Origin of the sequence: Bifidobacterium sp. SO4 (genome assembly GCF_018555355.1) — a bacterium.
GTDB lineage: Bacteria > Actinomycetota > Actinomycetes > Actinomycetales > Bifidobacteriaceae > Bifidobacterium > Bifidobacterium miconisargentati.
Genome location: NZ_JAFEJP010000001.1, coordinates 139940 through 158288, shown reverse-complemented (window position 1 = coordinate 158288; position 18349 = coordinate 139940). Strand labels below are relative to the sequence as shown.

The window sequence follows — 18349 nt, the reverse complement described above, 5'->3', positions numbered from 1 at the left end:
TTTGTTTTCTGACTTATCCACATGCGTGGTGTGCGACATGCCGGACTGTGGATAAGTCCCCGAGCCGGAGCCACACGACTGCGCCCGAGTGGAGCCGACCGGCTCCAAGACGTTTCAATCGGGCCTTATGAACAGCAACACCACACCCCGCGTGGCTCGCAGGATGACCTCGCCCGCGGTGGCTCCTCCGGGCGTTCCCCTGCCCGCGGACGACATGCATTCATCCGCATTTCGCTACTACACCCCTCCGCCCAAGCCCCTGGCCTCATCCGACCGCAAACGGTCCAAAGACGCTCCGCCTGCGGCCCTAGCCACGGATACCATGTTCCACAACATCGTGACGATGACCGCCAGCCACAGTGGCATAGGATTAAGCGTCACCGCATCCATGCTGGCCTGGACCCTGGCCGGCCGCGGTCTGAACTGCGCGCTGGTGGACGCCGATTTCGTAGGCGGATGCTTGGATCTGCTGCTCGGCGTGGAGCGGGAATCCGGTCTCAGATTCAGCCAGATCGATGCTCCATTGGGGCGCATCGAAGGCGCCGCGCTCAACCACGAACTGCTGGTCTGGGAAGACGTGCGCATCCTGCCCTATGATCCCTGGAACGCCCGCCAACCCGAGTGGTGGGAGGTCCAGGCCGCGATACGAGCCTTGGCGGAAGCGAACGACGTGGTCATCGTGGATGCCGGACAGGGAGGCCTGATCGAGACCGTTCCCGACCTACGCCGGGGCGTGCAGGTCGTGGTCGCCGAACTATCCGTCATGGGACTGGCGAGAACCAAATCACACCGGTCCAGACTGGCCTCGTGGGGATGCGACACCCCCACCATCGTCGGCATCGAACCACGCGGGGTGCCGCGAGGCCGGGGCGGCGTCGGCATCGCCGAAGCGGAGGACTACCTCATCGCGACCGTGCTCGGCCCCATCCGCCCGAACGTGGGATTGTGCGGCGACGTATTGGAAGGACTCGGCATCCGCTCGGTGGTCAAGGGCAGCCGCAAGGCCGTGACCATGCTGGCCGACGCGGTGGAGCAGGCCATACGGCCTCCCCGTGCGGTGTCCAAGCCATCCGAAGAGTGGTGACATCATGAGTCGCCAATACAGCACCGTGTTCTTCGGCCTCCTTGACGGGCTGGCCTCGGACCCCCGCATCACGGATCTGGCGGTCACCTGCGACGGCCGGGTCTGGGCGGACCGGGGCAACGGCATGGTGGAGCAGCGGATACCGGTGCCGTTCCGATCCCCGCAGGTGGTCCGTGAATACGCGGTCCAACTCTGCGCGCAACTGGGCCGCCGCCTGGATGACGCCTGCCCCATCGCGGACGCTTCCAGCGTGGACGGCATCCGCGTGCATGCGGTGATCGCCCCGCTGGTACCGCAAGGCGCCTCGATATCCATACGATTCCCCGACCGCACGCGCGCCACGCTTCCGGCCCTGGGACAATCCGGCATGTTCCCCGCGGCATGGCTGCCGCTCCTGACGGGATTGGTGGACAAAGCGGCCACGGTGCTGGTCACCGGCGGCACCGGCGCGGGCAAGACCACGCTGGTCAAGGCCCTGCTGGGCCGGTGCGGTGCGAACGAACGCATCATCACCGTGGAGGAAGTCCGTGAGCTGGGCGATTTCGGCCATGCGAACCATGTCTCCCTGGTGGCGCGCGAAGCGAACGTGGAGGGCATCGGTGCCATCGGCCTGTCCGATCTGACCAAGGCCACGCTGCGTATGAGACCCGACCGCGTGGTGCTCGGCGAATGCCGAGGCGAGGAGATTGTGGATTTGCTGCGCGCCTTCAATTCGGGTCATCACGGCGGTATGACCACGCTGCACGCCGACGGTGTGGAACGAGTGCCGGCGCGCCTCGTCTCCCTGGGACTGCTTGCCGGCGTGGGACCGCAGGCCTTGGCCATGCTCGCGGTCGGCGCGTTCGACGTGGTGCTGCATCTGGAACGAACCGATGGGCGTCGCCGCATTGCGCAGATTGGCGGACTGCGTGCGGCGCGGGACGGGCTGAGCGGTGTGCCGCTGGCGGTCTGGGATGGTTCCGAAGCGCCACGGTATGCGCCCGAATGGGAGCGATTCCGGGCCCGTTGGAGCGGCTGAACCATGTGGTGCGCGGTGCTGGCGGCGCTCGCCGTCATATTGTGGCCGGACCGGCGGGCGCGTGTTTCCGGGCGGTTGCCTGGACGGCGTCCGGCGAACAGCTCCATCCATGCTCCGGGAATGCCCGCAGTGTCCTTTGGCGGTAATGGAACGGACGGCAATGCCATCCGGCCCGGTGCCGGCGGGCAGGGGAGCGGGATGCTCCCGCGGGTCGGCATCGCACAGGTCATCGCCTCGGCCATCGCCCGCATGAAAGGCGGCGGCACGCTACTGGAATCCTTCGAGGAACAGTACGGCCGCCGCTTTGCGGTGCCCAAACTCACCACCACCCGTTTGACGGCGTTGTTCGAGGCGCGGCGATTACCGGACGAATCCTCGACCCAGATGCATCAGGCCGCGTCGGGCGTCGCCGCCGCATCCACGCTCAGCGACGAGCTCGGGTGCCAGGCGGCGCCATGTCTGGAAGCGGTATTGGCGGCATACCGGCAATTGCGGCTGACACAGCATCTGACCGCCCAGGCATTCGCCGTACCCAAAGCCACCATCGGGCTGTTGAGCGTGCTGCCGGCCGCCACGGTGGCATTGGGTGAACTGATGGGCGCGAAATCGCTCGCCTTCCTGCTTGGCTCCTCCCGTGGGTTGGCGTGCCTGGCGTTGGGCGGATGCTGCTATGTGGCCGGCCTGGCATGGGTGCATGCGTTGATGAAGGAGGATCTGACATGACCACATGGCTTGTCGGCGTCGCATCCTGTTGCGCGGCCGGTGCGGCCTGGCTGCGGGTCGGTCGGGCTGACGCCGACGCTGGAAGCCGGCTCCGGAAATACGGTGACGATGGCGTGCGGGATGGGAACGGTGACGAAGCCGGGGCGTCCTGGACCGTGCTGATATTGCGGATGATGCAAGTCGCGCTGCAGCAGGGCGCGTCGATTCCACGCGCTTTGGAAGCGGTGGGGCGGGCCGCGGGCGGCGATTGCGGGATCCGCATGGAACGGGTCGGCGCGGCGCTCAACCGCGGTGCTTCATGGGATGCTGCGTGGAAGGCCGCGGCCGCCGAGGATGATGGACCTAGCCGTCGGCGGGTTTCCGGAGGCCGGTCCGGCGATGTGTTGCCGCTGCTGTGCGCCACTTTGGAATCCTCATGGAAACACGGCGATGCGCCGGGCGTGCGCATCGAAGCCGCCATCGAACAGCTGGACCGCGATGAGCGCTCGCTGATCGAACGCAACGCGGCGCGATTGTCCGTGAAACTGCTTATGCCAACGGGATTGTGCTTCCTGCCGGCCTTCGTGCTGATAGGCGTGATTCCCGCCATCGTTTCGTTCGTCATGTAGCAGTCTGATTCGCTCGTCATTGCCGTGATTACGGGATGGGCTTCCGTTTGGGGCCGGCTGGGTGGAAGCCTCGCGGGATGCGGCGGCGGTTCCGTTGATGATGATGATGATGATGATGATGATGATGATGATGAGCCTTGATTCAAGGCTTCCTCCGCTGACACTGTTTGCGATATCGCCTCGGCCGAACCAGATTTTCCAGTTATCCACAGTCGCGGTGGAGGACACTCCCGACGGTGGATAACCGGGGAAGCTGGAACCACATACCCCGTTTTTCTTCCGATACCTGCTCTCCGGCCGGCACAGTGGAAGCACCCCGTGCCGAATCAGGTGCGGGGGCCACCATCCATACCCACTCGGGAAGGGCATGTCGGCGCCGCGTCTCCTTCCCATCCATATGAAAGGAAAGCCATGAACTCCTCCTTAGCCATTGTTGATGGCCGTTCCGGTCCGTTGGTCCGCGGTAGGGCCAAGCTCACGGAATTACGGGAACGGGCCCACGAACGCCTATGCCTCATGGACGCCAGGATCCGCACCCTGACGGCCGAACCCGAGGAAGGCGCGGCCACGGCCGAGTACGCCGTCGTGCTCATCGCGGCCACGGGCTTCGCGGCACTGCTGGTCACCATCCTGAAGTCGGACGCCATCAAGACGCTGTTGCTGAACATCGTCAAGAAGGCATTGAACATCGGATGACGGCTATGAGATTTTCTGCATTCCGGTGGCGGGCGCGATTGCCGCCGCATCACGCAGCGGGGCCGTCACCGCATGAATGGCGGTCCGGCAAGGGGAACGGCGTCGATGACGGGGCATGCTCATGGGAGAGGGGATCGGCCACGGCCGAGTTCGCCATCGTGCTGCCCAGCGTCGTCGCCATCGCCGGACTGCTGCTGACGTTGGGGCGAGTGGTGTCGGTCTCGATGGACTGTCATGGCGCCGCTTCGGCCGCGGCCCGTGAGTTGGTGGTCTCCGGTCAGGAGTCCTCCGCGCGACGGGTCGCCGCCGATGTGGCCGGCAATGGCGTTTCGATGCGGGCGGAATACGGCGAACGCTCGGTGAGCGTAGTCGTGGAATGCCCGGTGCTGCCCGGCCCGTTGGACGTGACGCCGACCCGCATCACCAGTGACGCCACCGCGGTGCTGCAATGACGTATGCGGCGATGAGTACGCAAAGGAGCGAACAGTGAACCGGACACGATTCGAGGAAGGCTCGGGAACCATGGCCGGTGCCATGCTGGTCATGGCCGTGGGTGTCGTGCTCGCGATCGTGGCCTGTGTGGGCAATCTGATGGTCTGTCAGAGCCGGGCCCGTTCGCTGGCCGATCTGGCCTCGTTCTCCGCCGCATACGCCGCATGGCATGAGGATGACGATGACCCTTGCGCGCTGGCCGTGAATACGGTTTCGGCGAGCGGGGCCATGGCATCCGACTGCACGATACGCGGCGACGACATATGGGTCACCGTCGAGGTGGAGACCAAGGTGCCGTTGATGTTTCATGTGGAACATACGTCACGGGCCGGGCCCGTGGAATGCGCGAGAGGAGCCGGGGAATGAGCTAACGCGATGAACTAACGCGATATATCGGGGGAGGATGTCGGATAAGCCACATGCGCGAGGGGAGCGTCGCTCTGGCGGGCCATGGCCATCATTGGTTAAGGTGAAGGCATGAGTGAACGCAACGAACGCTGCCGGGTTGTGGCCATGGTGGGCAACCCCACTTCGGACAAGGGCCGCGGCGCCAAGGTGGACGCACAGGTGCTGTCCCTGCTTCAGGCCGCCGGCCGGGTGCATGATTTCACGGTGATGGACATCACCGGCACCAGTTTCGACGATTCGCTGAACCAGGCCCGCGAGCGGGCGCATGAATACGACTATCTGGTGGTGGTCGGCGGCGACGGCATGATCGCGCTCGGCGCCAACGCCGTGGGATGCAGCGGCAAGCCGCTGGGCGTGGTGGCCATGGGCTCGGGCAACGATTTCGCGCGCGGACTCAAGCTTCCGGTCAACCGCATCGAGACCGCCGTGGAGGGCATCGTCGGCGCGATCGTGTGCGGTTCGACCATCGACGTGGACATGGGGCGCGTGACCTCGCTGGAAGGCGGACATGCGGTCGATCCGACCACCGGAGCCGAATACGAGTCGGCCGTTGGGCAGGTCGAAACCCGTCCGATCGACCGGTACTATGCGGGCATGCTGTCCTGTGGCATCGATGCGAGCATCAACGACCGGGCGAACCATTCGCGCCTGCCGAACGGTTCCGTGCGTTACTTCGCCGCGGTGCTGGTGGAGCTGACGCGCATGAAACGGTACGGCTACCACGTCAAAGCCACCTTGGCCGACGGCTCGACGGATGAGCGGGACATCGTCTCGCCGTTGCTGACCGTGGCGAACTCGCGCCACATCGGCGGCGGCATCGAAGTCTCGCCGTACTCATGCTTCTCCGACGGGCTGCTGGATCTGGTGTGGATGGATCATGTGCCCAATTTCGGCGAATGCGCGGTGGCCGTCTCGAACGCCTATAACGGCAGGCTGCTCGCCTCGCGGGTGTTCGGATGGGAGCGCGTGCGGGAGATCGAGATCACCAGGGCGGACGAAGGCGACGAGCCCCCGCTGCTCATGGCGGACGGCGAGTACATCGGTCGGTTGCCGGTCCGGGTGGTGGCCGAGGACTGCGCGTTGCGCGTGCTGGTGCCTCCGGCCGTGGCCGCGCAGAGCGTGGACGACCGGCAGCGGGTAACGGACGCCATCGCCAGGGATGGGCGCGATCCGCTGACCGGACGGTTCGAATAATCGTCGGACTTCGGCCCTTGAGCTCAGTCTTGGGTGACGTATCCCTCGATGTGCAGCGTCTGGGCCATGACCTCCTTGATGGTCTGGTCGCTGACGTTCGGATGGGAGCGAATCAGTGAGATGAGACCCACGATCAGCGTGAAGAACGTCTCATGGACGTTGGTGATCGGCAGTCCGTGCAGTTGCTCGAAATCGCGCACGGTGGTCTGGGCGATGTAGTCCGCGATGCGATCGGCGGCCCGGTCGATGAACTTGATGTACAGTTCGGCGTTGCCGTCCTGGATCATGCGGTTCGAGAACGGGCTTTCGTCGGCGATGAGCGCGCGCAGCAGCCGGACGATGTCGTTGATGGCCTTGCTCACGTTGCCGGTCTCGCGGGACTGGTTCCAGCGTTCCAGTTTGGAGAGGATCTCGTCGATGACGTCGTCCAGTACGGCGTCCGCCACGGCGTCCTTGTCCTTGAAGTAGTGGTAGAACAACGAGCGCGTCATGCCGACCTCGCCTGCGATGTCGGACACGGTGATGCGCGAGAAGCCCTTTTCCAGGCAAATGTTGCGGGCGGCCTGCACGATGGCCTCGCGGCGCGCGTCACCACGGGCGGACTGCTTCTCTTCGGGAGCGCTGGTCATGATCCCTCCTGCCTGACAAGGTTATTGACACTATGTTAATACCTGTCCGGGCGGCGATTGTCCGGTGGTTCCGGCAGTTGAGTGGGGTCGGGGAGGCGATGGATGGCGGCCGGACGCGGTCGTACCGGAATGTAGGTGAGGGCAAGGTAGGTTAGTAGCTATGGCACTTGCACTGTATCGTCGCTATCGTCCGGACACCTTCGCGGGTGTGATCGGCCAGGACCAGGTCACGGTCCCGCTGATGCGCGCCCTTGACGAGGGCAAGCTCACGCATGCCTATCTGTTCTCCGGGCCGCGCGGCTGCGGCAAGACCAGTTCGGCGCGTATCCTGGCGCGATGTGTGAACTGCGCCAAGGGTCCCACCTCGCATCCCTGCGGCGAATGCGAGAGCTGCAAGGACCTGGCCACCGGAGGCCCAGGCTCCATCGACGTGGTGGAGATCGACGCCGCCTCGCACAACGGCGTGGACGATGCCCGCGAACTGCGTGAACGCGCCGGATTCGCCCCCGCCCGCGACCGCTACAAGATCTTCATCCTCGACGAGGCCCATATGGTCACGCAGCAGGGCTTCAACGCGCTGCTCAAGATCGTCGAGGAACCGCCCGAGCATGTGATGTTCATCTTCGCCACCACCGAACCGGACAAGGTGATCGGCACCATCCGCTCGCGCACCCACCATTACCCGTTCCGACTGGTGCCGCAGGAAGTCATGGGCCCATATCTGGAGACGATTTGCGAGAAGGAGCATATCAAGGCCGAACCAGGCGTGCTCAAGCTCGCGATGCGCGCCGGCGGTGGTTCGGTACGAGACACCCTGTCCGTGCTCGACCAGTTGATGGTCGGCTCGGTGGACGGCGTCATCACCCATGACGCCGCCGTGGCGCTGCTGGGCTTCACCCCGGAGGCGCTGATCGGCGAGGCCGTGGACGCGGTGATCGACCACAACGGCGAGGCCCTGTACGGCGTGATCCAGAAGGTCGTGGTCGGCGGATTCGACCCACGCCGGTTCGTGGAGGATCTGCTGGCCCGCGTGCGCGACCTGCTGGTGCTCACCTTGGCCGGCGACCGTGCGGAATCCGTGCTTTCGGATACCGCCGAGGCCGAGGACATGGACGATTTGCACCGTCAGGCCAAGGCGCTGGGACTTGGCGCGTTGACCGCCATGGCGGAGATCATCAACACCACGCTGGGGGCCATGACCGGCGCGATTTCCCCGCGTATGCGGTTGGAGCTGCTGGCCGCGCGACTGTTGGCGGGCAGCGAGACAGGCTTCGCCGTTGCCGTGCCGGGCATGGCTGGAGCTGCCGGCACTGGTGCTCCGGGCTCGGCGCAGGGCGGTATTGCCGGAGGTGCCCATGGTGCGGCGGCTGGGACTGCCGGAGGTGCCCATGGTGCGGCGGCTGGGACTGCCGGAGGCGCGGCTTCCGGTGGTTTTGCCGGTGCTTCGCGCGGTGGTTTCGTCGGTTCCTCTCATGGCGGGTTCTCCGGTGCCGAGCGCAATCAGCGGCAAGCGGTTGGTGGCAACGCCTCCGTGTCGCAGCGCAATGCGGGCGGTACTGCGGGCGGTGCGCAGACCGGTGGCTGGTCGGTCGACGGATCCGCCGGGGTTCAGACTGGCAGGAACTCCGGATCCGCAATTGCAGGCGGTGCGCAACAGGCCGCGGCGAACGCCCAGGACGGGACGAACGATGGTTGGGGTGCCCCTGCCGGCAACGCCGGTGCGGCCAGGACCGCGACGGCGGATAGCCGTTCGACGGATGAGAAGTGGGATGCGGCCGTGGCGGGACTGCCCGATGCCGTCCGTGAATATGTGACGCGCGGCAAGGTGCCGACCGTCAGGTTCGGCACCAATCGCAAGGGACTGCCGTGCCTGTCCATGACCTTCGACAAGCCGTTAAGCCAGCACGCTTTCGCGCTCGCCGTGGACACCGACAGCGGCAAGAAGGCCTCGGCCGTGGTGATGGATGCCGTTCGCAAGGAATTCGGTCCTACGGCGGTCATCGCCCCCACCGCGGTGACGGCCAGCGGCGAACGGGCCGAATCCATCAAGCACATGAGCCCAGAACAGCTCGCCAAGGTCAAGCAGCAGATCGCGCTGGCCAAGGCAGGACTGGCCGCATCCAGTCTCGGGGCCGGATTAGGCATGCGTGCCGGCAGCGAGCCGAAGACCCCGAAGCCGGAGTCGCAGCCGAAGGAATCCGACGATATCCACCGAGCCGGAACGGCCTCTGACGCTGCTGGCCAGCCCGGCGTGACCAGCGGATCTTCCACATCCAGTTGGGTGGAGGACGATCCGTGGGCCAAGCCGGTCACCGACGCGGCCGATACCGCAAACAGGACCGCGGTACCGGATTCCGGCAGCCGATCCGGGATGCAGCCGGACGCTTCCGCAATGCCGGCGACCGATGGATTCGCCCCGGCCGAGGCATCTGTCGCGGCACCGCAGCATGAGGAGCACCACAAGAAGCATGTGGCGGTTCCGGACGTCAGCGACGGTGTGGATCCGTGGGCCGTGCCGTCGCAGCCGACCACTCCGAAGACGACCGCCCCGACAGCGGACGACCCATGGGCGGACGGTGCAAGTTCCCGGAACGATGGCTCGTCTGCCTCGTCGGAGGATCCTTGGGCGGGGGCGCAATCCGGCTCCGGCACCGGTGCGGTCACGGCTCCGCAACAGGTCCCTGCCGGGCAGCCGGCTGGAGCCACACAACCCACCCAGTCCAGGGCCAACCCGGCCGCGGCTTCCATGGGTGCAAAGCCCCGGAGCATCGCTAACGGCGAGGATCCGTGGGCGGGCGTGCCGCCGGCGGAGGAGCCGCCGATGGATGACGGTATGGGACCGGACCCGTGGAACCAGCCGCAGAGCAGTGCGCCGGAAAACGACCCGTGGAACCGGCCGGTGGCATCGCCAGGTCGGTCTTCGTCACCTATGCCATCGGAAGCGGATCCTTGGAACCAGCCGGCGGCGCCGAGCCCAGACCAGACCGGACGGACGAGCGGTGCCGGACGCTGGGATCAGCAGCCGAACCAGACCATGCCACCGGTGGGGCAACCGGCGGGACCGTCGGCTGATCCTTGGAACCAACAGGCTCCGTCACAGGCCGGTCCTCAGTCCGGTCCTCAGGTGGCGGCCGAGGACGACGAATACTCGATGAACGACCAGTCGCTGGGCGAGGCCTCGGCCATGAGCCTGGACGACCTGAAGAAGATGTTCGAGGTCAAGAAGGTCGAGGAATACTCGGCCGACGACCCCAAGAACCCGAGGAACATGCAGGCCACCAAGAAGCCCGAGGAGTGACAGTTCCTCTCCGGGGAGGGGAACCAGAAATAGGGCCCATGACCATCATGGTCTGACGGGCCCATCCATGATGACTGCGGCCGTGAGACCGCAACGGAAAGTGAGACATACCCATGGCATTGGCCTATGACGGTGCCGTACAGCGCCTGATCGACGCATTCGGACGACTGCCGGGCATCGGACCCAAGGGTGCGCAACGCATCGCGTTCTACATCCTGTCCGCGCCGGAGGATGAGGCGCGCGACCTCGCCGAAGCCATCGAAGAGGTCAAGGAGAAAGTGCGGTTCTGCGACATCTGCGGCAACGTCTGCGAGTCCAGCCCATGCCCGGTGTGCGCCGATCCGCGCCGAGACCACACGGTGATCTGCGTGGTGGAGGAGCCCAAGGACGTGATGAGCATCGAACGCACCCGCGAATACCGCGGCCTGTACCACGTGCTCGGCGGCGCCATCAACCCCATGGCCAACGTGGGGCCCGCCGACCTGCGCATTCCGGGCCTCATCAAACGGTTGGAAAGCGGCGAGGTCACCGAGGTGATCATGGCGCTCGACCCGAACATCGAAGGCGAAGCCACCACCAGCTATCTGACCCAGCTGCTCAGGCCGGCCGGCGTCAAGGTCACCCGACTGGCAAGCGGCCTGCCGGTGGGTTCCGACCTGGAGTACGCCGACGAGATCACCCTCGGCCGTGCGCTCGCCGGTCGTCGGGAAGCCTGAGCTGGAATCTGAGGTCTCTAGGCCGGGAACCTAGTCGGCGAGCGGGTCGTTCGGCTTGCTGCCGGGCAGACGATGCCACGGCCAGAACGCCGCGTGGCGGATGATGCGGGCGGTCTCGTGGCGGCGGCGCAGCCAGACGACGAACAATCCGACCATCAGTACGCCGGCGGTCACGCCGATGGTGATGTTGCGGGCGTCGAGGATGTCGTTCGGCTCCGGGGCCGGCACCGGAATGGCCACGCGATGGCCGGAGATAAGCAGTCGGTGCGTGTTCACGCCGTACGGCGTGCAGGTCATCAGGGTCACGCGGTCCTCGCCGGGCACGATGCGCAGCTTCGAGGTGTCGTCCGGCAGGATCACCGAGATGCGGTCCACCTTGTAACCCAGCGTCTCGCCCATGACCTCGATGTAGAAGAAGTCGCCCTTCTTCACCTCGTCGAGACGGGTGAACATCATCGCCTCCACCAGACCGCGGTGGCCGGTGATGACCGAATGGGTCGACTTGCCGCCCACCGGCAGGCTCGTGCCGTAGAGGTGGCCGGCACCGGACGCCAGCGCCTCCTCGGACGTGCCGTGGTAGATCGGCAGGTCGATGGACTGCTTGGGCACCTTGATGGTGCCCATCACCTCGTTGCCGGCGTTGAGCAACGACTGGTATTCCGTGTCTTTCTTGGAGGCGGAGTCCTCGCCGCTGGCGCGCGAGCCGCCCTGCGACGTGGCGAACGGGTCCACGGCTTCGCCCAGGACCGGCTGGCCGGACGCGGCGAGTCGCTGGTTATAGGCGCGGGCTGCCTTGAGCGCGTCCTCGGCCTGCGGGTACGGCCAATTCGCCACGTCGCGTGCGCTGGTGGCCGCGGTGGCCGCAAGCTCCCTGCCGGACTGGAACTGCAGGGCCAGCGGGAAGCAGGCCACGGCCGCGGCGGCGATCAGCAACACCAGCGTGATGATGCGCATCACCCAGAGATTGCGTTGCAGGCGTCGGCGTTCGGCGATCAGATCCGTGATGTCGACGGCCTCGTTGAACGACGCGAGCGGGGGAGTCGCGGATGATCGGTCGGCCTGGTCGGTTGCGATCGGTTGCGGTTCGAGGCCGTCCGGCCGTTTATCGCGTGATGGTTCGTGCGATTCGACTGCGGCGTCGGCATTTGATGAGACCGGCTTTTCGGAGCGTCGGGAAGCGGCGTGCTTGCTCGTATGCCGTCCGCTTACAGAAGCCATGGTCGATTCCTCCGTCTCCGATACGCCCCTATGCCGCTGTGCGACACGTTACCCGCGCCGGGAGTCCGGTGCAAATGGCCGGTTGGAGCACAAAAGGAAAGGGCCCGGGTGATGAGTCCGGGCCCTGAGAGAGGAAGAAGAAGGAGAAGAAGAAAGGTTCAATTATGAGGATCTGCGGAAACCCCCTCCGGTTCGCTTTCGTTCGCCGGTAATTGCTATATAACCGTACGAACTTGGGAGGAACGATGCGGGCGGCGCAAAGACCTCTGGCATCATCCTGAAAGTTCACTGAATCCGGTTTGTCGGGTTCGGTGATTCGGCTGACGGGGCAGACGGCGGCGAACCGTCTGGCATCGATTGTGCGGTGGGAGAGTGCAGGTCACGGACGGCGTGACCCGTAAGCGTGGGCCGGACGGTATTGTCCACATGCCGGTGGCGGTCCGCGGGGCGAGGGTGGCGGTCCTTATAATCGTTGCGTTTGCGTAGAATGTTCGGCAAACGTCCCCTAAGAGAAGAACAAAGGACAGCAGTGGCTCTCATCGTGCAGAAGTACGGCGGCTCCTCGGTCGCCGATACCGATTCGATCAAACGTGTGGCCAAGCGCGTTGTGGAAACGGAGAAGAAGGGCAACAAGGTGGCCGTGGTGGTCTCCGCCATGGGCGACACCACCGACGACCTCATCGACCAGGCGCTGAGCATCGACTCCAACCCGCCCGAGCGCGAGATGGACATGCTGATGACCGCCGGTGAGCGCATCTCCATGAGTCTGCTGGCCATGGCCATCCATGCGGAAGGCAGCCGCGCCCACTCCTTCACCGGACAGCAGGCCGGCTTCTTCACCGACGCCCGGTACGGTGCGGCGCACATCAAGTCCGTCAAGCCGGATCGCGTGAAGAACGCGCTGGCCTTGGGGGACATCGCCATCGTGGCCGGCTTCCAGGGCATCAACGCCAAGGGTGACGCCACCACGCTCGGCCGTGGCGGTTCCGACACGTCCGCCGTGGCGCTCGCCGTGGCCCTCGGTGCCGACATCTGCGAGATCTACACCGATGTGGACGGCATCTTCACCGCCGACCCGCGCATCGTACCGGCGGCCCGCCGCATCCCGGTCATCGACTACGACTCCATCCTGGAGATGGCCTCCTGCGGCTCCAAGGTGCTGGCTCTGCGCTGCGTGGAGTACGCCCAGCGGTTCAACATGCCGCTGCATGTGCGTTCGTCCTTCTCCCACCGTCCGGGCACGCTGGTGGTGCCGAACGGCGTGGACCCGCGCACGCTGCCGAACCTCGACTGACGGGGCGGTCCGTCCGCCGGCGCGCGGGCGAATGGCGTCGGTCATCAGAAAAACGTAAGACAATCAAGCAAGACAAGGCAAGACATGACTGAAGAAGAAGCGAAATCCATGGGCGACCTGTTCCCCGACCTCGGCCCTGAGGCCCCGGTGATCTCCGGCATCGCCCACGACCGTTCCGAGGCGCTGGCCACCGTGCGCGGCGTGCCGAACGAGCCGGGCATGGCCGCCAAGGTGTTCACCGAGCTGGCTTCCGCCGGCGTGAACGTGGACATGATCGTGCAGGCCGGCGCGTCCGTGGGCACCGCGGACATCTCCTTCACCGTGCCGGAGGCCGCCGTCAAGCAGGTGCAGGACACCTTGCTCGACAAGCAGGAGGAGCTGGGCTACCACTCCTTCGACATCAACACCAACGTGGGCAAGGTGGCCGTGGTGGGCGTCGGCATGAAGACCCACTCCGGTCTGGCCGCCAAGTTCTTCCGCGCGCTGAGCGACAAGGGCATCAACGTGCTCATGATCTCGACCTCCGAGATCCGTATCGCCGCCCTCGTGCCGCTGGAGCAGCTCAATGAGGCCGTCAAGGCGCTGCACACCGCATACGGGCTGGACGCCACGCAGATCGAGGCCGTGGTGTACGGCGGTACCGGTCGCTGAGTTTTACGCGCATATAGCGATATAGCGCATACAAATATGGCTCCCCTCTCCGAGGGGAGCTGTCAGCGTAGCTGACTGAGGGGAGTTTGCGGTTATTCCGCGGCTCCCCTCAGTCGTCTTCGACGACAGCTCGTCCTGCAATTAAGGACGAACTTCGTTCGCAGTTCGCTGGCTCGACTGTCGTCTCGCACATCGCCTACAAACAGCTCTGCTGTTTGCTTCACGGCGATGTCCTGACGAGGGGAGCCATGAAAGGCTACTTCTTGGTGATGTAGCCGAGGGCCTTGAGCATTTCGGCGCATTCGAGCGCACCGCCGGCGGCGCCGCGCAGGGTGTTGTGGGCCAGACCCACGAACTTCCAATCGAAGATGGAATCCTCGCGCAGACGGCCGATGGAGACGCCCATGCCGCCCTCGTAATCCACATCGAGCTTGACCTGCGGACGATCGTCCTCCGTGAGGTACTGGATGAACTGCTTCGGCGCGTGCGGCAGGCCCAGCTTGGCGGCCTCGGAGGTGTAGTTCACCAGTCGGTCGATGAGCTCCTCCTTGGTGGCCTTCTTGCCGAGGTTCAGGAACACGGTGGCGGTGTGGCCATTGAGCACGGGCACGCGGATGCACTGGGACGTGATCTTCAGCGCGCCGTCGAACGGCACGATCTCGCCCTTGGCGGCGTCCACATGGCCGAACACCTTGAGCGGCTCCTTCTCGCTCTTGGCCTCCTCGCCGGAGATGAACGGGATGATGTTGCCCACCATCTCAGGCCAATCCTTGAAGGTCTTGCCCGCACCGGAAATCGCTTGGTAGGTGCTCACGACCACCTCGCGCGGCTCGAATTCCTTCCACGCGGCCAGGGCCGGGGTATACGCCTGGATGGAGCAGTTGGGCTTGACGGCGATGAAGCCGCGCGTGGTGCCCAGACGCTTGCGCTGGTGCTCGATCACGGCGAAGTGCTCCGGGTTGATCTCCGGCACCACCATCGGCACGTCCGGGGTCCAGCGGTGGGCGCTGTTGTTGGAGACCACCGGGGTCTCGGTCTTGGCGTAACGCTCCTCGATGGCACGGATTTGGTCCTTGGGCATGTTCACGGCGGAGAACATGAAGTCCACGTCCTTGGCCACGTTCTCCACGTCGTCACCGTCGAGCACCGTCATGTGCTTGACGAACTCGGGCATCGGCGTCTCCATCTTCCAACGGTCGCCGACGGCCTCCTCATACGTCTTGCCGGCGCTGTGCGCGGACGCGGCGAGCGTGGTCAGCTCGAACCACGGATGATTCTCCAGCAGCGTGATGAAGCGCTGGCCGACCATGCCGGTGGCGCCCAGAATGCCGACCTTCAACTTTTCGGACATATCAACCCCTTGGGTCAGATGGATGGGTATACACACGTAAATCTCAATCTTACGGAATCGGCCGGGCCGCGGCGTGCGCTCTTCCGCATGATGGCTGGGCCGCGGGCCGCCCGACATGGCGACGCGCTACGCTGGTAGCCATGTCTATCGCATCAGTAGAGGCGCAGAAGCAGCTTGACCGTATCGTGGCCCTCGGATACCCGGATGTGGCGGATATGTCCGCCGCGGCCTTCCGGTCGCTGGCCCGGCCGCTCATCGAGGCTCTGGAAGGGGCCGACCTGGGGTCGAACATCCTGCTGGTGCCCACGCGCGAGCTGGTCTCGCCCGAATCGCTGATTGCGCGAACCTCCATCAACCGCATGGCCGGATTCACCACCATGCCCCCGCGCGACATCGCCAGTTTCCTGCCGCAGGACGGTTTCGAACCGCCGGAGGGGCCGTTCTATCTGGTGGTCGAGCCGCACACCGGCACCTGCTACATCAATCGCGAGCCGGACGTGGCCCGCAAGCTCATCGACTCGGACGAACGTCTGCCGCTCACCCTGGAGGAGGGACTGGCCATCGCCACCCAGCACCCGGAGTGGCTGCTGGAGAAGAACGGCTTCAACCTGCTCGGCTCGCGTTCGGCGGACGGGCGCGTGCCATCCATCTGGATGAGCCAGAACGCGCCACGACTCGGTGCCGTCTGGCCCAACTCGCGCCATACCTGGCTGGGCAACGCCTACTGCATGGCACGCCGCGGCATCAGCCTGTTTCTGTAAGACCGTCGACGATGTTGCATCGACGGTAATACCGGTATTCATGGGACCGTCCTCCGGTCCATTTCGCCGACAGTTCGTCCGATAGGGGAGCCAAGAAGGGTCGGACGCTCCAGAGATTAGACATCAGACGTCTGATGATAGTAGGATAGGGTTGTCTTGGCACCAGCTTTTCAAGGAGGAAACCAGCATGCCATCATTCGTCGTCGGCGCCTATGCGTCGCTGCCTCCAGGGCGCGAAGCCCAGGAGGATTACTACAACCTGTTGGGGAGACAGCCTTGGGTGAGCGGTACCGAACTGCCCTTCCCCGGCGACCTCGCGGAAACCGCCGGCCGCATCTGGCTGGCCGGCATCCTGCCCGCCCATTGGCACGACAACACCATCACCGTCATTCCCGGAACCATGCAGCACGTATGGAAGGACGCGGACTTCGGCCTCGCCAGCCCGGACGAGGACGGGCGTCGGGCCGCACTCGACTTCATGAAGCAGGTGCGCGATGCGCTCGCCGACTTCACGCAGTGGCGCGGCAGCCAGGACGTCCGGTTCGTTGAAATCCATTCGGCTCCCACCGCCAAGGCCAACCGTAACGCCATGGCCGCCTCGTTGGAGGAGCTTGCGCAGTGGGACTGGTCCGGGGCGAAGCTGGTGATCGAGCACTGCGACAAGTACATTGACGGGCAGAAGCCGGAAAAGGGATTCCTGCCCATCGAGGACGAAAACGAACTGTGCGAACAGGCGGGCATCGGACTGACGGTGAACTGGGGCAGGTCCGTGGTGGAAGGCCGTGCCGCTTCCACCGCGATCGAGCATGTAAGCGAGGCCGCGCGGGCCGGCGTGCTCAAGGGCCTCATGTTCTCCGGGGCCGGTCCTGAGGAAACCCAGTACGGATACGGCTGGATCGACGGCCATCTGCCCATGAGCCCGGACGAGCCGACCTCGCTCATGGACGCCGACGCGATTGCGGAGACCGTGCGGGCCACATACGTGCAGGGGGTGCCGCTCGATTATCTGGGTGCCAAGGTGTGCGTGCCCAAGGATGCGACCATCGAAGAGCGGCTCGGCTATCTGGAGCGCATCTACCGGGCGGCCGTGTCATGAGCGGGGGAGTGCAACTCACGTATCTGGCATTCGACATCGGCGGCACCAAAGTCGCCTCGGGGTTTGTGACGCTGCCGGCCTTGGCCGGCGAGACTCCCGTGGTGACGGGCCGCTGCGCGATACCGACCGAAGCCGCACGCGGCGGCGACGACCTTAAGGGTCGTATCGTGGCGCTCGCCGTACGTCAATTGGAATCGGCCGCGGCCGAAGGCATGACGATCGCGGGCATCGGCATCGCGGCGGCGGGCGTGCCGGACAGCGAGACCGGCGTGATCGTCTCCGCCACCGACATCTTGCCCGGCTGGAAAGGCCAGCGTATCTACGATGCCTTCGCCGAAGTGACCGATCTGCCGGTGCGCATGATCGGCGACGTGGGTGCGCATGGGCTTGGCGAAGCCAGCTACGGAGCCGGCCGCGGCAAGGGCGTGGTGCTTTCGATCGGCGTGGGCACCGGCATCGGCGGCGCCATCGTGGCGGACGGCGAGCTGTTCGCCGGCGCGCACGGCGTGGCGGGTCATGCAGGGCACGTACCGAGCGCGCTGGGCCGGGGATTCCTCTGCTCATGCGGTACTTGCGAAGGGCATATCGAACCGGTAGCGTCCGGCACGGGTCTGAAGGACCTGTACAACCGGCGCCGCGAGGAGATGCGCACGGGGAGCGCTGCTGTCGCGGCCGAAGTCGATGGCGACGTTCCCGAGCCGGTGCAGAGCGGTGCGGATGTGGCCTCGCGGGCCGCGGCGGGCGAACCGCTGGCGTGCGCCGTGCTGGCAGACAGCGCCCGGGCGCTCGGCGAATGCATCGGCGGTATGGGCAACCTCATCGACCCGGATGTGATCGTGGTGTCCGGATCGGTGGTCAAGGCCGGGCCGATCTGGTGGGACGCACTGCGCGGTGGCTTCGCGGAATCGGCGCTCGCGCTGGTCAAGCCCACGCCGCTCGTCGAAGGCGAACTCGGCGGTGACGCGCCGCTCATCGGTGCGGCCGCGGCCGTGGATCGGTATGTGCAGTCTCGATAACGATTGCGCTGAATTCATGTTGATTTCGAGGTACTACCCCTCAGTCGGCTTCGCCGACAGCTCCCCTGACAAGGGGAGCCGAGGGAGCAGGGAGCA

18 protein-coding genes are annotated in these 18349 nt (G+C 65.5%); 15 read left to right on the top strand and 3 right to left on the bottom strand.

All coding sequences use genetic code 11. The annotated features are described in order from the left end of the window. Positions 1-127 precede the first annotated feature (127 nt). From JS536_RS00695 to JS536_RS00660, 8 genes are all read left to right on the top strand, one after another. Positions 128-1084 carry a cobyric acid synthase gene (locus JS536_RS00695; protein WP_214355404.1) on the top strand — a complete coding sequence of 319 codons (957 nt, stop codon included), beginning with the start codon at positions 128-130 and terminating at the stop codon, positions 1082-1084. Between the two features lie 4 nt (positions 1085-1088). Next, positions 1089-2102, top strand: a complete 1014-nt coding sequence (locus JS536_RS00690) for an ATPase, T2SS/T4P/T4SS family (protein WP_214355403.1) — start codon at positions 1089-1091, stop codon at positions 2100-2102. A gap of 3 nt (positions 2103-2105) precedes the next feature. Continuing rightward, entirely contained in the window at positions 2106-2825 is a 720-nt protein-coding gene (locus JS536_RS00685) for a pilus assembly protein (RefSeq protein ID WP_214355402.1), read from the top strand. Further along, positions 2822-3433, top strand: a complete 612-nt coding sequence (locus JS536_RS00680) for a type II secretion system F family protein (protein ID WP_214355401.1) — start codon at positions 2822-2824, stop codon at positions 3431-3433. Before JS536_RS00685 ends, JS536_RS00680 begins: the two co-directional genes overlap by 4 nt. 411 nt (positions 3434-3844) lie before the next feature. Next, positions 3845-4129, top strand: a complete 285-nt coding sequence (locus JS536_RS00675) for a DUF4244 domain-containing protein (RefSeq protein WP_214355400.1) — start codon at positions 3845-3847, stop codon at positions 4127-4129. 5 nt (positions 4130-4134) lie between these two features. Beyond that, entirely contained in the window at positions 4135-4581 is a 447-nt protein-coding gene (locus JS536_RS00670; RefSeq protein ID WP_214355399.1) for a TadE family protein, read from the top strand. A gap of 34 nt (positions 4582-4615) precedes the next feature. Continuing rightward, entirely contained in the window at positions 4616-4987 is a 372-nt protein-coding gene (locus tag JS536_RS00665; protein ID WP_214355398.1) for an Rv3654c family TadE-like protein, read from the top strand. Positions 4988-5098: 111 nt separating this feature from the next. Then, positions 5099-6223 (top strand): diacylglycerol kinase family protein, encoded by a 1125-nt coding sequence (locus tag JS536_RS00660; protein ID WP_214355397.1) that lies wholly within the window; start codon positions 5099-5101, stop codon positions 6221-6223. A 23-nt stretch (positions 6224-6246) separates the two neighbouring features. On the opposite strand, the gene JS536_RS00655 is transcribed toward JS536_RS00660, so the two are convergent. Next, complete coding sequence (locus tag JS536_RS00655) at positions 6247-6852, bottom strand: TetR/AcrR family transcriptional regulator (protein WP_214355396.1); 606 nt, start codon at positions 6850-6852, stop codon at positions 6247-6249. A 160-nt stretch (positions 6853-7012) separates the two neighbouring features. Between JS536_RS00655 and JS536_RS00650 the strand changes: the two genes are divergently transcribed. Then, positions 7013-10150, top strand: coding sequence for a DNA polymerase III subunit gamma and tau (locus JS536_RS00650; protein WP_214355395.1), 3138 nt, complete (start codon positions 7013-7015; stop codon positions 10148-10150). A gap of 113 nt (positions 10151-10263) precedes the next feature. Beyond that, the gene (gene recR / locus JS536_RS00645; RefSeq protein ID WP_109056945.1) at positions 10264-10866 is read left to right on the top strand and encodes a recombination mediator RecR; all 603 of its coding nucleotides are present in this window, start codon (positions 10264-10266) and stop codon (positions 10864-10866) included. 30 nt (positions 10867-10896) lie between these two features. Here the strand turns inward: recR and JS536_RS00640 are convergent, their stop codons facing one another. Continuing rightward, entirely contained in the window at positions 10897-12084 is a 1188-nt protein-coding gene (locus JS536_RS00640; RefSeq protein WP_214355394.1) for a class C sortase, read from the bottom strand. A 529-nt stretch (positions 12085-12613) separates the two neighbouring features. Here JS536_RS00640 and JS536_RS00635 point away from each other — a divergent pair. Together JS536_RS00635 and JS536_RS00630 are read left to right on the top strand one after the other, a co-directional pair. After that, a complete protein-coding gene (locus JS536_RS00635) occupies positions 12614-13378 on the top strand; it encodes an aspartate kinase (protein WP_109056943.1) in 765 nt (254 codons plus the stop codon). An 84-nt stretch (positions 13379-13462) separates the two neighbouring features. After that, positions 13463-14029 (top strand): ACT domain-containing protein, encoded by a 567-nt coding sequence (locus JS536_RS00630; RefSeq protein ID WP_214355393.1) that lies wholly within the window; start codon positions 13463-13465, stop codon positions 14027-14029. A 256-nt stretch (positions 14030-14285) separates the two neighbouring features. Here the strand turns inward: JS536_RS00630 and asd are convergent, their stop codons facing one another. Beyond that, positions 14286-15380, bottom strand: a complete 1095-nt coding sequence (gene asd / locus JS536_RS00625) for an aspartate-semialdehyde dehydrogenase (RefSeq protein ID WP_214355392.1) — start codon at positions 15378-15380, stop codon at positions 14286-14288. 140 nt (positions 15381-15520) lie between these two features. Between asd and JS536_RS00620 the strand changes: the two genes are divergently transcribed. The 3 genes from JS536_RS00620 to JS536_RS00610 all read left to right on the top strand — a co-directional run bounded on the left by JS536_RS00620 (position 15521) and on the right by JS536_RS00610 (position 18253). Beyond that, a complete protein-coding gene (locus JS536_RS00620) occupies positions 15521-16141 on the top strand; it encodes a DUF5701 family protein (protein ID WP_214355391.1) in 621 nt (206 codons plus the stop codon). A 187-nt stretch (positions 16142-16328) separates the two neighbouring features. After that, positions 16329-17237 carry a DUF4862 family protein gene (locus JS536_RS00615; RefSeq protein WP_214355390.1) on the top strand — a complete coding sequence of 303 codons (909 nt, stop codon included), beginning with the start codon at positions 16329-16331 and terminating at the stop codon, positions 17235-17237. Next, positions 17234-18253, top strand: a complete 1020-nt coding sequence (locus JS536_RS00610) for an ROK family protein (protein ID WP_214355389.1) — start codon at positions 17234-17236, stop codon at positions 18251-18253. Before JS536_RS00615 ends, JS536_RS00610 begins: the two co-directional genes overlap by 4 nt. Positions 18254-18349: the final 96 nt, after the last annotated feature.

Coding starts and splice junctions, on each gene's coding strand:
- JS536_RS00695 (WP_214355404.1), top strand. CDS start 128: ATGAACAGCAACACCACACCCCGCGTGGCTCGCAGGATGACCTCGCCC.
- JS536_RS00675 (WP_214355400.1), top strand. CDS start 3,845: ATGAACTCCTCCTTAGCCATTGTTGATGGCCGTTCCGGTCCGTTGGTC.
- JS536_RS00640 (WP_214355394.1), bottom strand. CDS start 12,084: ATGGCTTCTGTAAGCGGACGGCATACGAGCAAGCACGCCGCTTCCCGA.
- JS536_RS00610 (WP_214355389.1), top strand. CDS start 17,234: ATGAGCGGGGGAGTGCAACTCACGTATCTGGCATTCGACATCGGCGGC.
- JS536_RS00670 (WP_214355399.1), top strand. CDS start 4,135: ATGAGATTTTCTGCATTCCGGTGGCGGGCGCGATTGCCGCCGCATCAC.
- recR (WP_109056945.1), top strand. CDS start 10,264: ATGGCATTGGCCTATGACGGTGCCGTACAGCGCCTGATCGACGCATTC.
- JS536_RS00630 (WP_214355393.1), top strand. CDS start 13,463: ATGACTGAAGAAGAAGCGAAATCCATGGGCGACCTGTTCCCCGACCTC.
- JS536_RS00650 (WP_214355395.1), top strand. CDS start 7,013: ATGGCACTTGCACTGTATCGTCGCTATCGTCCGGACACCTTCGCGGGT.
- asd (WP_214355392.1), bottom strand. CDS start 15,380: ATGTCCGAAAAGTTGAAGGTCGGCATTCTGGGCGCCACCGGCATGGTC.
- JS536_RS00615 (WP_214355390.1), top strand. CDS start 16,329: ATGCCATCATTCGTCGTCGGCGCCTATGCGTCGCTGCCTCCAGGGCGC.
- JS536_RS00685 (WP_214355402.1), top strand. CDS start 2,106: ATGTGGTGCGCGGTGCTGGCGGCGCTCGCCGTCATATTGTGGCCGGAC.
- JS536_RS00680 (WP_214355401.1), top strand. CDS start 2,822: ATGACCACATGGCTTGTCGGCGTCGCATCCTGTTGCGCGGCCGGTGCG.
- JS536_RS00660 (WP_214355397.1), top strand. CDS start 5,099: ATGAGTGAACGCAACGAACGCTGCCGGGTTGTGGCCATGGTGGGCAAC.
- JS536_RS00655 (WP_214355396.1), bottom strand. CDS start 6,852: ATGACCAGCGCTCCCGAAGAGAAGCAGTCCGCCCGTGGTGACGCGCGC.
- JS536_RS00620 (WP_214355391.1), top strand. CDS start 15,521: ATGTCTATCGCATCAGTAGAGGCGCAGAAGCAGCTTGACCGTATCGTG.
- JS536_RS00690 (WP_214355403.1), top strand. CDS start 1,089: ATGAGTCGCCAATACAGCACCGTGTTCTTCGGCCTCCTTGACGGGCTG.